A 13,434-nucleotide genomic window follows, 5' to 3' on the forward strand; every position below is an offset into this window, starting at 1 on the left:
AAATTCGAGGCAAGCCTCGGAGCATTCAAATCTCGATTATCAAGTAAATTAATTTCTTATGATAGCTAATATTATTACAGACAATAAAAATCTTCAGCACGAAGCACTGGATGCCGTAGTAATAAGATTTGTTGGCGATTCTGGTGACGGAATGCAGCTAACGGGCATGCAATTTTCAGATACATCTGCTATGTTTGGTAATGATATAGCAACATTTCCTAATTATCCATCTGAAATAAGGGCGCCACAAGGAAGTTTATATGGTGTTTCCGGGTTTCAAGTACATATAGGTAGTGTGGAGATTAGTACGCCGGGAGATGATGTGGATTTATTGGTAGCCATGAATCCTGCTGGGTTAAAAACTAATTTATATTCAGTGAAACCTGGACATACTATTATTGTAGATACCGATGCATTCACAAAAAAGAATTTAGAAAAAGCGCAATACCAAACAAATCCGCTTAAAGACGGTAGCCTAGAAAACTATAGAGTCATAGAAGTCTCCATGTCTTCATTAACAAAAGAGGCTTTAAAGAATGTTGAGAATTTAGATAATAAAATCATAACTCGAAGTAAAAATATGTTTGCTTTAGGTATGGTGTATTGGATGTACAATCGTTCACCAGAGCACACTATCGATTTTATTAATAAAAAATTCGCATCAAAACCACATTTAATTGAGTCTAACACGAAAGTGTTAAATGCAGGCTATTATTATGCAGAAACATTAGAGTTAATTCCAAATGCATATGCCATTTCACCAGCCAAAATGGAGGCTGGTACTTATCGGATAATTGGAGGTAATACTGCAACAGCTTGGGGTTTTTTAGCAGCAGCAGAAAAGTCGGGGCTAGAATTATTCTTAGGTTCCTATCCTATTACACCTGCCACAGATATTTTGCATGAGCTTGTTAAGCATAAACATTTTGGTGTAAAAGCGTTTCAAGCTGAAGATGAAATAGCCGGCATAACATCTGCCATAGGAGCTGCATTTGCTGGTGATTTGGCAATTACAACAACCTCGGGACCCGGTTTAGCTTTAAAAGGTGAGGCATTAGGATTAGCGATGATGGTAGAATTGCCTTTAGTTGTAGTCAATGTGCAACGTGGCGGTCCTTCTACCGGTTTGCCAACCAAAACAGAACAATCAGATTTAATGCAGGCTATGTATGGTAGAAATGGGGAAAGTCCCGTGATTGTTTTGGCGGCTAGTACCCCTTCTAATTGTTTTAATTATGCATACCAAGCTGCAAAACTCGCTTTAGAACATATGACGCCTGTTGTTTTATTAACCGATGGTTATATAGCTAATGGTTCAGAACCTTGGAAAATAAAAAGTGTTTCCGAAATGCCAGAAATTAAAAATAATAAAGTGACCAAAGTTACAGAGAATTGGCATCCTTATGACAGAGATGAAGCGACGCTAGCTCGTAACTGGGCAGTGCCAGGTACTTTTGGTTTAGAGCATCGAATTGGCGGATTGGAAAAAGATAAAATTACAGGAGATGTGTCGCATGCTCCAGAAAATCATGAATTCATGACCAAAATACGCGCAGAAAAAATCAAGCGTGTACAAAATTATATACCAGAGTTAACTACGGAATTTGCCCAAGAAGGCGATTTGTTAGTTGTTGGTTGGGGTGGTACTTATGGTAGTTTGCATTCCGCCGTTAAGGAATTAAATAAAGAAGGTTATACTAAAATTGGGTACGCTCATTTTAATTATATAAATCCGTTGCCAAAAAACACCGAATCTGTTTTACGAAAGTTTAAAAAGATTGTGGTATGTGAGTTAAACAATGGTCAGTTTATAAATATCTTAAGAATGAATTTTGATATAGGTGGATTGTCTCAATACAACAAAATTCAAGGCTTACCATTTGGAAATAGTGAACTAATCACGGAATTTAAAAAAATAGTAGACTAATTATGGAAACAATAGCCGTTGAAAAATACACGTTTAAGGATTTTGCAAGCAATCAAGAAGTGCGTTGGTGCCCCGGTTGCGACGATTATGTTATTTTACGTTCTATGCAAAAGGCACTTCCAGAAATGGGTGTAAAGAAAGAAGATGTCGTCTTTATTTCTGGTATAGGGTGCTCCTCAAGATTTCCGTATTATATGGATACATATGGTATGCATGGGATTCACGGTAGAGCACCAGCCATAGCATCGGGAGTTAAGTTGGCAAATCCAGATTTAAGTGTTTGGGTCATTACGGGCGATGGTGATTCTATGGCGATAGGAGGAAATCATTTTATTCATGTTTTACGTAGAAATATAGATTTAAATATTATTCTGTTCAATAATGAGATTTACGGTTTAACCAAAGGCCAGTTTTCACCAACCTCTCTTGTTGGTCAAAAAACAAAATCATCACCTTACGGAAATACGCAACCTCCTTTCCAACCTGGGGAATTAGCCATAGGCGCCCAAGCTCGGTTTTTTGCAAGGATAGGAGGGAATACTCCAAAAGAAATGACCGATATTTTTATTCAAGCTGAAAAATTTAACGGCACATCATTAATCGAAGTATTACAAAATTGTGTGATTTTTAATGATGGTTGCTATACCCAGTTTACCGATAAAGACATTCGGGAGGATAAACAGTTGTTTGTTGAACATGGAAAGCCTATGGTTTTTGGTAAAAACAGAGATAAAGGTTTGGTGTTAAACGGATTAAAATTGGAAGTTGTAACTATAGGGGAAAATGGTATTGAGGAAGCCGATATTTTAGTCCATAATGCAAAAGAACAAGACCCAACCATGCATCAGATGTTAGTACGATTAAAATTTCCTTTAGTAACAGGTATCATAAGAAGTTTTGATGATGTTACTTTAGAAGAAAGAGAAGAAGCTTTAACTGAAGCAGTCAAATCCAATTCAAAATTCAAAAAAACTGATGACCTTTTCTTTTCAGGTGAAGTTTATGAGGTGAAATAAGTAATACTATTTAAGTAAACTCGATATAAATTTTGACGAAGTTAATGTTCAAAGTTTAAAGTTCAGAGTTTGTACCAATGAAGTTTGTGATATACGATTCAACGATTACACGGTTAAACCGTTAAAAGTTACAAAGTAAGTTTATCACCTTGAACTAAGATGTTGTAATGATATCGTTTTTTATTTAACTATTTAAACCAAAGCAGTAAAGCCTAAAAACGCTAGTGATAAAAGCCCTGCAACTAATAAATTAATGGGGACGCCTTTCATGCCTTTGGGAATGTTGGCAAGTTCTAATTGCTCCCGTATGCTAGCAAAAACTATTAAAGCCAAACCAAAACCCAGTGAGTTTGATATGGCAAAAAACACCGCTTTTATTAAACTGCTATTTTCTAAACCCAGTGCTAAAATGGCAACACCTAAAACGGCACAGTTAGTGGTTATTAAAGGAAGAAAAACCCCTAAAGCTTGATATAATGCCGGACTTACTTTTTTCAGAATAATTTCAACCATTTGAACCAAAGCAGCAATTACTAAAATAAATGTGATGGTTCTTAGGTAGTCCAATCCGCTAGGGATTAAAACATATTGATGTAATAAGTAAGTTACTGTTGTGGCAATCGTCATTACAAATAAAACGGCTCCAGACATTCCAATAGATGTAGAAATTTTATTTGAAACACCCAAAAACGGACAGATCCCTAAAAATTGAGATAGCACTATATTGTTTACAAATACGGCAGCTATGAGGATAATTACATAATCCATATCTAAATTGTTTTAGTTGTTAAACGATTAAAAAGTACCGTTAAATAAGATAGAGCAATGAATGCCCCCGGTGGTAAAATGAACAGAATGAAGGTATTTGCATTTTCAGGAACAAATGATAAACCAAATAAGCTACCACTTCCCAGTATTTCGCGAACAGCACCTAAAACGGTTAAAGCCAATACAAAGCCCAAACCCATTCCTAAAGCGTCAAAGATTGAAGCGGTCAGGTTGTTTTTTGAAGCAAACGCTTCAGCTCTACCAAGTATTAAACAGTTTACTACAATTAAGGGAATAAAGATACCCAGTTGTTCATATAAAAACGGAATAAAAGCTTCTAAAATCATTTCTACAATAGTTACAAATGAAGCTATTATGATGATGAAGGCAGGAATACGAACCTTACTTGGTATTTGGGATTTAACTAGAGATACCACGATGTTGGACATTAATAGGACAAACAAGGTGGCAATTCCCATACCTAAGCCATTATATGCGGATGAGGTAACCCCTAATGTTGGGCACATACCTAGAAGCATTACAAAAATGGGGTTTTCTTTAATGATTCCCTTTAAGAAGTTTTGCTTTTGATTTAGTTCTTCGGCCATGATTCTTAATGTTTGGATTCTTTAGTTGATTCAAGGTTTTTAACATAAACACTGTATGCCATTTGAGCAGCTTCAGTAAATGCTCTGGAGCTAATGGTTGCTCCTGTTAGAGCGTCAACATCGCCATTGTCTTTTTTTACTTTTAGTTTGAATACTGAAGGATCTATATTTTCAAATTGTTTTAAAAATGATTTATCTTTCATTTTAGTGCCTAAACCGGGTGTTTCCTTTTGTTCTAAAACGGCTATATTTTGAATAGATCCGTCGGGTTTAAAACCGACCATAATCTTTACCAAGCCACTAAATCCTTTTTCGGAATAGCTAATAACGGCAGCCCCAACAAATTCATTGTTTTTAAAAGCAGGATACACTTCAATACTATCGGTTGCTAAGTCTGTTTTGAATTTTTTTAAATCTTCAACAGGATTATTGTCGAATTCGGGGAGCACTTGCTTTAATGCACTTATTTTTTTGTTTAGCTGGGCTTTTGCCTTTGGTTCAATGGTTAAATCGTTTACAAAGCCTAAAGCCAAGCCAGATAGGAGTGTTATCAATAAAAGCGACACAGCCATGTTTAAAAATGTGGATTCTTTTTTGCTCATGATTACACGATTTTAACTTTTATTTTAGAACCAAATCTTCGAGGTTTAAAATATTTGTTCATTAATGGTACAAAGGCGTTCATAATTAAAATAGCAAAGGAAATACCCTCAGGATATGCTCCAAAAAGCCGAATTAAAACGGTTAGCACTCCAATGCCAATAGCAAAAATTACCATGCCTTTTTTGGTCATAGGACTCGTTACTAAATCGGTCGCCATAAAAAAGGCGCCCAAAATAGCTCCGCCGGATAAAATATGAATGACAGGGTTGGCATAGTGTTCTGGATTTATTACCCAAAAAACACCTGTAAAAACCACCATGGTAAGTATCAGGGTTATAGGTATGTGCCAAGAAATAACTTTTCTTATTATTAAATAAACTCCTCCGAGTAATAATGCTAGGGCGGACATTTCGCCAAGAGAACCTCCTGTAAAACCAAATAACATGTCTATGGCAGAAGGGATTCTTGTGCTAATTTCGGTCATGGTATCTCCGGCCAATAAGCCTTCTTTTATAGTGCCTAAAGATGTCGCTCCAGTTACGGCATCAACTAATGTTGTGTTGTTTTCAATCGCAGTTGGCCACATCGTCATTTGTACAGGGAATGACACCAATAAAAACACACGACCTACCAAAGCAGGGTTGAATATATTAAAGCCTAGACCACCAAAGGATAATTTTGCAATACCAATGGCAACCAATGCACCAATTACAACCATCCAAATGGGTAGGTTTGAAGGTAAATTAAATGCTAATAAAATACCGGTGAGTAAGGCCGATCCATCGGTTATGGTTACATCCGATTTCAATAGGTATTTTTGAATTAAGTATTCAAATAAAACACAGGATATAATAGCTACCGAGGTAACAATTAAAGCACTCATTCCAAAAACATATATAGAAACCAAAAATGCTGGTATCAATGCGATTATCACATCATACATAAGTTTTTTTGATGTTCTGTCTGAGTGAACATGTGGAGACGCCGATACGATTATAGGTTGATTGCTCATAGCTAATTTTTAGAAGTGTTTAATTTTTTGACACTATTTTTTCCAAATCTTATATAGTCTAGCAACGGACGATGTGATGGACAAACATAACTACAAGAACCACATTCAATACAGGTCATAATATCTTCTGCTGAAGCATTTTCAAACATGCCTTTTTCAGATAAATTCATAAGAAGATGAGGTTCTAATCCCATTGGGCAAACATTAATGCACTCACTACAGCGAATGCAGTTTTTTGGTTCGCCTCTGCTAGCTTCATCTTCAGAAATAATTAAAATTCCAGAAGTTCCTTTTGTTACGGGAACATCTAGGTTTTTAATAGCTTTTCCCATCATTGGGCCACCATTAACTATTTTACGGGTTCCTTCTGGCAACCCACCAACTTCGTCAATTAAATCTTTAATGGGGGTGCCTATTTTAACCCAGTAATTTGAAGCGTTTTTAACTTTTTTACCAGTCACCGTCACGACACGTTCAGTTAATGGTTTGTTGTGCTGAATGGCTTGATAAATGGCAAAAATGGTTCCTACATTATGCACTATAACTCCAACATCCAGTGGTAATCCGTTTTTAGGAACTTCCCTGTTTAATATAGCTCTTACAAGTTGTTTTTCTCCCCCTTGCGGATATTTCACCTGTAACGCTGCTACTTTAATGGTGTTGTCGTCTTTAGTAAGTGTTTTAAAGAGGTCGATAGCATCTTTTTTATTATTCTCAATCCCAATAATAGCTTTGTCAATATGTAATGCAAAGAGTAATATTTTTATACCAACTATTATTTCTTCCGCTTTTTCAAGCATTAAACGATGGTCGGCAGTTAAATAAGGTTCACATTCTACACCATTAATAATGAGATGATCTATGGTAGTGCCTTCTTTAATATTTAATTTCACATGTGATGGAAATGTGGCGCCACCTAAGCCAACAATGCCAAAATCGTTTATTTTTTGTAAAATGGCTTTGGGTTCTATTTCAATATCGGTTTTTAAAGGATATTCTATGTCTTCAAAATTCGATGTGTCTTTAGGGTCCGTTCTAATAACGATACATTGTTTTTTATAACCACTTGTATCTATTATTTTATCAAGTTTTGTAACTGTTCCTGCAACTGGTGAGTGTACGTTAGAAGATACATATCCACCAGATTTAGCTATAACTTGCCCAATTTTCACTTTGTCTTTGGTGTCAACGATTATTTCCGCCGGAATCCCTATATGTTGCGACACGGGGACATATACAACTTTAGGTACCGTCATTTTTTTGATGCCTTCTGAAGATGTTATTTTATTTTCTGGAGGATGAATTCCGCCTTTTGGAAATGTCTTAATCATCGGTTTCTGGTTTTTCAGCTTCAGCAATAGCTTCCACTGTAGGTTCAACCTTCTTTACTTTTTTTGGTGGAAAATTGGTTTCTATAATAGAGCGTGTTGGGCATATATCTACACATTTTCTACAAAGTGTGCATGTAATAGCATTTATATAGGCCAAATTGTTTTCCATGGTTATGGCATCTTTGGGGCAAATATCTTGGCATTTTGAACATCCAATACATGCCACATCACAAGCTTTTTTAGCAATACCAGCTTTATCTTCGTTTAGGCAACCAACAAATATTTTTAAATCTCTTTTGTGCTTAGGGCGCATTTCAATAATATCTCTTGGACAAGCTTCAGCACAAGCGCCACAGGACGTACATTTATCTGTAATAACAACAGGCAGCCCTGTGTTTTCATCCATGTACATGGCATCAAACTTACACACTGCAACACAATCACCATCGCCTAAGCAGCCGTACTGGCAATCGGTTTCTCCACTATATATCATTGCTGAAATAGTACAGGAACGCGGTCCTTGGTACTCGGTGGTTTTTGGTCGAACATCGCAGCCACCCTGACAAAGTACCACAGCGAGTGTCGGATCTTTTTCTGCAACTTCTTTACCTAAAATTTCTGCAACCTGTTTCATGACAGTGTTGCCTCCGACAGGGCAAAATAATTCAGATATATCTTCTGTTTTAACTAGTTTTTCGGCAAAAGCTTTACAGCCTGGAGATCCGCATCCTCCACAATTGGCAGCTGGTAATATTTCGTCAACTTTTGCAATTAATGGATCTTCATAAACATAGAATTTTTTAGAAACCACATACAATACAATGGCGGCAATGACTCCTAAAGAGGCTAATAATAAAACACTATATAAGACGGAGTTTGACATACTTCATTATGTTTTTAGTATTGAAATTTTAAAAACACTTTTAAGAGCGTCTTTAAAATAATAGAGTACCAGATAATAGGGTAGTAATACAAGAATGGAAAGGATTCCTGCGATCCATTCTTCTAAAAAGTAAGATGAAATAATAAGGGTGCAAAACATTAAAATAAATGGGAAAATATATGCCCAAAAGACTGCTTTAAAACCCAATGCTTTTTTTAAAACAACATTTACAGTTTCATTGATTTTAAAAGAGTCGGATGTATTAAATACCTCTATTTCTTTTGTGTTGGATTCTGAAATACCGCATCCTGCCTTAGCTTTACAGGATTCGCAATGTATATTTTGTTCTAAGGATACAATAATGGAATCGCCAGTTATCTTTGAAATGACACCGGAATGTATAAATTGATTATTGTTAGTTTGAGCGTTCATAACTACCTCTAGTTATCGTGAAATTCATAGGGTGAAGTTAGTATTTTGCTATTGGCAATTTTATGATTTATGTCAGCTATTGAAATTATTCGTAAGTTTTATTCGTATTTTGCGATTAAAGAAAAAAAATATGGCATTTTTTTTCATTTTACGTAAAACCTATTAAGTCTATAAGAATTATAGGAAATAGATTTGATATTTATAAATTAAGTGTTATTTTTGCAGAGATTTTTTTCTATACGGTATAGATGAAACAACGCAATAAAGCATAAAACTCCTAACTTTATTAAAGCAGTAGGATGGATATTAAAATAAATATAACAGATAGAGCAGGTGTAACACATGAAGTTTTAGCACCTACGGATATGGCGATGAATTTAATGGAAGTTGTTCGTTCTTACGAATTGGCTCCGGAGGGAACTATCGGTATTTGTGGCGGTATGGCTATGTGTGCTTCTTGCCAGTGTTATGTATTGAGCAATACGGCTTTGCCAGAAATGAGCGATGATGAAGAAGCCATGCTTTCTGAAGCTTTTGATGTAAGGGAAAATAGTCGTCTAGGTTGTCAAATTCAAATGACTCCCGACATGAATGGACTTCAGGTAGAATTAGCTCCAGAGAGTTAAAAAAAATGTCCCGAAATTTTCGGGACATTTTTTTAGGTGGTAGCCAAATGGTTTTCTATGGTGCGTTCTTCTATGGCATCCCATAAACCTTTTCGGATTTTATGATATCCATAACGCTATAGCTTCATTATAATGAATTCACTTCGTCTGTTGTCCTGATGTTGTTCTTCAGTACAACTAGATTCATTGGTTGGTTCACAACCACAGTCATTAACCAGTTGTGATTCACCATATCCTCTTCCCGTAAGTCTTGATTTTGCGATGCCTTTTGATACCAACCAAGCTATGGTTGATTTAGCTCTTCTTTCAGACAATGACATGTTGTATTTAGCCGTTTGGCGACAATCAGTATGGGAACGGATGTCTATTTCCATTGTTGGGTATTGTTCTAATACATCCAATATTTTTGCTAGTTCTAATGCTGCATCAGGACGTATATTTGATTTGTCTAAATCAAAATAGATGATTTTTATTTTGAATGCCTTAGCTAAATCGTCTCCTGGAGTGACTGGTTTTTGTGCTTTTTCTAATTCAATTGGTACAAATGTTTTGCCTGATTCTTGCTTGGTAACAATTGAGGTTTCAACAGTATTGTAATCTGATTTTTCTGCTCTGAGATAGTATTTTGTGCCACAACCTACTATTCCAAAATCAAATTCACCTTCATTGCCGGAGAAAACTTCTTTTAGTTTTTTGTGATTGGAATCAGATAAAGTAACTTTTGCATTGGCAATCGGCAAACCCGTGTTTTGATCCGTTACAATTCCTGATAATAATTGTTCGCATTCAATTTTCTTTATTTCTTGAAATCGGTAGATATCATCACTCCCTTTTCCACCATCTCTATTGGAAGTTACATAGCCATTTCTTGTCGAATTGTTGATTAAGAAAGCGAAGTCGTCTTTGGAACTGTTTAATGGTTCTCCAACATTCTGCACCTTTTTATAAATACTGTCGTTTTCTACTTTAGAAACAAAAATGTCCAATCCTCCTAATCCTGGATGTCCATCTGAAGCAAAATACAATTCGTTGTCAGCAGTTATCATCGGAAAAGTTTCTCTACCTTCGGTATTGATGACGTTTCCTAAGTTCTTTGGTGTTCCATAACTTCCGTCAGAGTTGATCGCTACTTTAAACAAATCCGATTGTCCTAAAGTTCCAGGCATATTGGATGCAAAGTATAAGGTTTTATCATCGGAACTCAAGGCTGGATGAGCAACACTGTATTCATCGCTGTTGAAAGGTAATTCGGTGATGTTAGTCCAATTATCTCCATCCAAAGTAGCTTTGTATATTTTTAACAAAGTAGATCCTTCTTTGTTTTTCCCTTTTTTGTTTAAATAGTTGTTTCTTGTAAAATAAACTGTTTTGCCATCTTTGGTAAATGCGGGTGTAGATTCGTGGAATTTAGAGTTTATTTTTTTATTAAAAAGTTCTGCATTGGTAAGAAGCCCCTCCTTTTCGATATTGGCAACATATAGATTGGTATAATTCTCTCCTGTCCAAGAGTTTTTTTTATTTCCAAAACCTTCCATTTTTCTTGCTGATGCAAATATCACTTTGTTATTATAAAAAGCACTTCCATAATCAGAAAACTCTGAGTTGATTCCAGCATCTTCCAATAAATATCTTCCAGAGTTTTTCTTAATCTGGGCTAAATAATCTTTTTGTGTAATAGCCAATTTAGCTCTTAAATCATTGCCGTTTTTTTGGTTGAATTTAGCCATCATCTCATCGGCTTTTTTATAATCTTTAATTGCTTTCAACGATTGAGCGTAACGGTAATAATATTCGGGATCTACCTCTTGGGTGAGGGCGAACAGTTCTCCATACCATTTGGCAGCATTTTCTAAATCGGCTTTAAAGTAATAGGAATTTCCTAATTTTTCCAACATGTCAGCCGACTTATACCCTTTCTCAAATAAGCGCTCGTAGGTTTTGACGGCATCAACATAAGCAAACTGGTTATATTCATTGTCCGCTTTATTTTTTTTAAACTTTTGCGATTGCATCATATTTACCGATGTAATCGTTGCTAATACTATATATATAATTCTATTTTTCATTCTTGTTGGTATTTTAGAAGAATCTTGGTGACACTATTCTGTTTGGATTTTTCAATATCTCAAATCGTAAAAAAATCTCGTGTGACCCAGAATTATAATGGACTAATTTTGTTGTTTCCAAATCATAACTGTAGCCAATATATATGTTATCACTTACTTGAAACCCTACCATGGCACTTACTGAAGCACTCCATCTCCAAGCGGCTCCTAATACGAACTTATCGTTGAATAAAAAGTTTCCCGATAAATCCAATTGTAAAGGGGAGCCTTGAACCAGTTTGGTTAAAAAGGCGGGTTTGAATTTTAGATTAGGATTCAAATTCAAAACATATCCCCCTATAAAATACAGATGCATACGTTCTTTATATATAGCTATGGAATTATCATCATAATGTTCGGCTTCAAAAAAATTTGGAACCGATACCCCTAAATAGGAGTTGTTTGAATACAAATAAATTCCAGCTCCTATATTGGGAGAAAAATCATTATGAATATCCATTAGTAAGGGATCATTTTTACTGTAATTCAACTTATTTACGTCTAAATCGAACAGATTGGCCATTCCTTTTATCCCAAATGATAGTTTAAAGATTTCTGAGGTTTGAATCGTATATGATATATCTACTGAAATCTTGTTTTCAACCGTTGGCCCTATTTCATCATTTACAAAAGACAATCCAATCCCTAAATTACTGTTTTCTATGGGTGAATTAATAGAAAAAGCATTCGTAGTTGGAGCACCTTCCAATCCAACCCATTGTGTTCTATGCAACCCAAAGACACTCATGACTCCACGCGATCCTGCATACGCTGGATTTACAGTAATTGTATTGTACATGTATTGGGTAAACTGTGTGTCCTGCTGGCCATATATAGCACCTGATAACAGAAGTAACACTAATAATTTTGTTTTCATAATTTTATATTTTATAGGAATTAGATTCCTTAGTTGTCGATTTATCTACTTAAATATAAATATCCCGTTTTTTGATAGCCTTTGGCATTATTGTCTTTATATGTCAGAATATAAAAATAGGTTCCTGCAGGTAATAATTTAGATTGGTTAACAGTAACTCGTCCTTCTGACATTCCATTAAAAGCTTTGTCTAAATTATTGTAGCCACTCCTTTCAAATACCAAAACTCCCCAACGGTTGTATATCTCTACCTTATTGTCTGGATAGCATTCTAATCCATCAATTTTAAGGAATTCATTTTCATTGTCTCCATTAGGAGTAATTGCATTGTATACCTCTATGACACAATCCGATTCAGGTAATACTATTGGCTCTTCATTAAGAGTTGTTTGTTCTTCAGTACTACTTTCAACGGTTGTTTCGTTTGAATACCCAGTTACAGTTGCTTGATTTATTACTAAACCTAATTGTATATCATTTAAGGTTACGGGATAAACAGCGGTATATGCACTATTATTTGTTTCTCCTACTCCCAAAATAGGTATTGGACTTCCTGTTAAAATTAAACCTGGTAAAGGATCCGTAATTGTAACGTTTGTCAATGGTACATTACCAGTATTAGTTATTGTAAAACTATAAGTAATGGTTTCACCAGGTTGAGCATAGCCATCATTATTACTATCATTGAATATCCCCGTTTTTATTATTGAAATACTTGGAGCATAATCGTCATCCACAGCATCTATACAATTAGTAAGTGTTACACTTGCAGATGCTACTGAAACACAACCTGATCCTGATATAGCTGTTACTGTATAAGTTCCAGCAGGTGCTGTTACGACTCCTAAAGTATTAGTTACTCCTGCCGAAGGTATAAAGGTATAAGTATAGTTAGTATCATAGTTTGTAATAATGAAACTACCTGCCACTCCTGTACAACTTGGTTGAGTTACAGCACCCAAAATTGGAACCTCTGGCGTTGCCAACATGGCCGCATTGCTAAAAGAATCAGAGGCAACCGAAGTACAATTTCCGTTTCCTGATGTCACGGTATAGGAAGTTCCCAGGGCCATTCCCGATACCGATCCATCTGCCTCAACGGTTGGTCCCGTTGGGCTGAAAGTATAGGTGTTCGATGCGCTATAATTGGTGATGGTACTTGTTCCCGCGGCCGAACAGGTCGCTGCGACGGATGAAATAGTCGGGACCTCTGGCGTTGCCAACATGGCCGCATTGCCAAAAGAAT

At 35.8% G+C, this 13,434-nt stretch carries 13 protein-coding genes; 3 read left to right on the forward strand and 10 right to left on the reverse strand.

What is annotated here, in order from left to right; translation table 11 throughout:
• Positions 1-58: 58 nt before the first annotated feature.
• Both ACGLWY_RS10805 and ACGLWY_RS10810 read left to right on the forward strand, forming a co-directional pair.
• Positions 59-1,927, forward strand: coding sequence for a 2-oxoacid:acceptor oxidoreductase subunit alpha (locus ACGLWY_RS10805; protein ID WP_396619678.1), 1,869 nt, complete (start codon positions 59-61; stop codon positions 1,925-1,927).
• Positions 1,928-1,929: 2 nt separating this feature from the next.
• Positions 1,930-2,943: a 2-oxoacid:ferredoxin oxidoreductase subunit beta gene (locus ACGLWY_RS10810; protein WP_396619679.1), complete on the forward strand. Its 1,014-nt coding sequence runs from the start codon at positions 1,930-1,932 to the stop codon at positions 2,941-2,943.
• A gap of 192 nt (positions 2,944-3,135) precedes the next feature.
• Here the strand turns inward: ACGLWY_RS10810 and ACGLWY_RS10815 are convergent, their stop codons facing one another.
• Genes ACGLWY_RS10815 through ACGLWY_RS10845 form a run of 7 tightly spaced genes read right to left on the reverse strand, consistent with a single transcriptional unit; the run spans position 3,136 to position 8,580 of the window.
• A complete protein-coding gene (locus ACGLWY_RS10815) occupies positions 3,136-3,711 on the reverse strand; it encodes an electron transport complex protein RnfA (RefSeq protein WP_396619680.1) in 576 nt (191 codons plus the stop codon).
• A gap of 2 nt (positions 3,712-3,713) precedes the next feature.
• On the reverse strand, positions 3,714-4,319 hold the full coding sequence (locus ACGLWY_RS10820) for an RnfABCDGE type electron transport complex subunit E (protein WP_396619681.1): 606 nt from the start codon (positions 4,317-4,319) through the stop codon (positions 3,714-3,716).
• A gap of 5 nt (positions 4,320-4,324) precedes the next feature.
• Positions 4,325-4,921 carry an RnfABCDGE type electron transport complex subunit G gene (locus tag ACGLWY_RS10825; RefSeq protein ID WP_396619682.1) on the reverse strand — a complete coding sequence of 199 codons (597 nt, stop codon included), beginning with the start codon at positions 4,919-4,921 and terminating at the stop codon, positions 4,325-4,327.
• A 2-nt stretch (positions 4,922-4,923) separates the two neighbouring features.
• Positions 4,924-5,934, reverse strand: a complete 1,011-nt coding sequence (locus ACGLWY_RS10830) for an RnfABCDGE type electron transport complex subunit D (protein ID WP_396619683.1) — start codon at positions 5,932-5,934, stop codon at positions 4,924-4,926.
• Between the two features lie 2 nt (positions 5,935-5,936).
• Positions 5,937-7,265 (reverse strand): electron transport complex subunit RsxC, encoded by a 1,329-nt coding sequence (rsxC, locus tag ACGLWY_RS10835; protein ID WP_396619684.1) that lies wholly within the window; start codon positions 7,263-7,265, stop codon positions 5,937-5,939.
• Entirely contained in the window at positions 7,258-8,148 is an 891-nt protein-coding gene (locus ACGLWY_RS10840) for a Fe-S cluster domain-containing protein (protein ID WP_396619685.1), read from the reverse strand. The genes rsxC and ACGLWY_RS10840 overlap by 8 nt, the downstream gene beginning before the upstream one ends.
• 6 nt (positions 8,149-8,154) lie before the next feature.
• Entirely contained in the window at positions 8,155-8,580 is a 426-nt protein-coding gene (locus tag ACGLWY_RS10845; protein WP_396619686.1) for a SoxR reducing system RseC family protein, read from the reverse strand.
• 299 nt (positions 8,581-8,879) lie between these two features.
• Here ACGLWY_RS10845 and ACGLWY_RS10850 point away from each other — a divergent pair, with 299 nt between their 5' ends.
• Positions 8,880-9,206 (forward strand): ferredoxin, encoded by a 327-nt coding sequence (locus tag ACGLWY_RS10850; protein WP_396619687.1) that lies wholly within the window; start codon positions 8,880-8,882, stop codon positions 9,204-9,206.
• 116 nt (positions 9,207-9,322) lie between these two features.
• On the opposite strand, the gene ACGLWY_RS10855 is transcribed toward ACGLWY_RS10850, so the two are convergent.
• The 3 genes from ACGLWY_RS10855 to ACGLWY_RS10865 all read right to left on the reverse strand — a co-directional run.
• Entirely contained in the window at positions 9,323-11,272 is a 1,950-nt protein-coding gene (locus ACGLWY_RS10855; protein WP_396619688.1) for an OmpA family protein, read from the reverse strand.
• 13 nt (positions 11,273-11,285) lie between these two features.
• Positions 11,286-12,188, reverse strand: a complete 903-nt coding sequence (locus ACGLWY_RS10860) for a type IX secretion system membrane protein PorP/SprF (RefSeq protein WP_396619689.1) — start codon at positions 12,186-12,188, stop codon at positions 11,286-11,288.
• Positions 12,189-12,229: 41 nt separating this feature from the next.
• Positions 12,230-13,434 (reverse strand): gliding motility-associated C-terminal domain-containing protein (locus ACGLWY_RS10865; RefSeq protein ID WP_396619690.1); only part of this gene is annotated, 1,205 nt, incomplete at its 5' end.

The organism is Mariniflexile sp. HMF6888 (assembly GCF_044335535.1).
Taxonomy (GTDB): domain Bacteria; phylum Bacteroidota; class Bacteroidia; order Flavobacteriales; family Flavobacteriaceae; genus Mariniflexile.

Excerpts from the sequence above, each read along its gene's own strand:
- ACGLWY_RS10805 (WP_396619678.1), top strand. The coding sequence starts at position 59 with ATGATAGCTAATATTATTACAGACAATAAAAATCTTCAGCACGAAGCA.
- ACGLWY_RS10810 (WP_396619679.1), top strand. The coding sequence starts at position 1,930 with ATGGAAACAATAGCCGTTGAAAAATACACGTTTAAGGATTTTGCAAGC.
- ACGLWY_RS10815 (WP_396619680.1), bottom strand. The coding sequence starts at position 3,711 with ATGGATTATGTAATTATCCTCATAGCTGCCGTATTTGTAAACAATATA.
- ACGLWY_RS10820 (WP_396619681.1), bottom strand. The coding sequence starts at position 4,319 with ATGGCCGAAGAACTAAATCAAAAGCAAAACTTCTTAAAGGGAATCATT.
- ACGLWY_RS10825 (WP_396619682.1), bottom strand. The coding sequence starts at position 4,921 with ATGAGCAAAAAAGAATCCACATTTTTAAACATGGCTGTGTCGCTTTTA.
- ACGLWY_RS10830 (WP_396619683.1), bottom strand. The coding sequence starts at position 5,934 with ATGAGCAATCAACCTATAATCGTATCGGCGTCTCCACATGTTCACTCA.
- rsxC (WP_396619684.1), bottom strand. The coding sequence starts at position 7,265 with ATGATTAAGACATTTCCAAAAGGCGGAATTCATCCTCCAGAAAATAAA.
- ACGLWY_RS10840 (WP_396619685.1), bottom strand. The coding sequence starts at position 8,148 with ATGTCAAACTCCGTCTTATATAGTGTTTTATTATTAGCCTCTTTAGGA.
- ACGLWY_RS10845 (WP_396619686.1), bottom strand. The coding sequence starts at position 8,580 with ATGAACGCTCAAACTAACAATAATCAATTTATACATTCCGGTGTCATT.
- ACGLWY_RS10850 (WP_396619687.1), top strand. The coding sequence starts at position 8,880 with ATGGATATTAAAATAAATATAACAGATAGAGCAGGTGTAACACATGAA.
- ACGLWY_RS10855 (WP_396619688.1), bottom strand. The coding sequence starts at position 11,272 with ATGAAAAATAGAATTATATATATAGTATTAGCAACGATTACATCGGTA.
- ACGLWY_RS10860 (WP_396619689.1), bottom strand. The coding sequence starts at position 12,188 with ATGAAAACAAAATTATTAGTGTTACTTCTGTTATCAGGTGCTATATAT.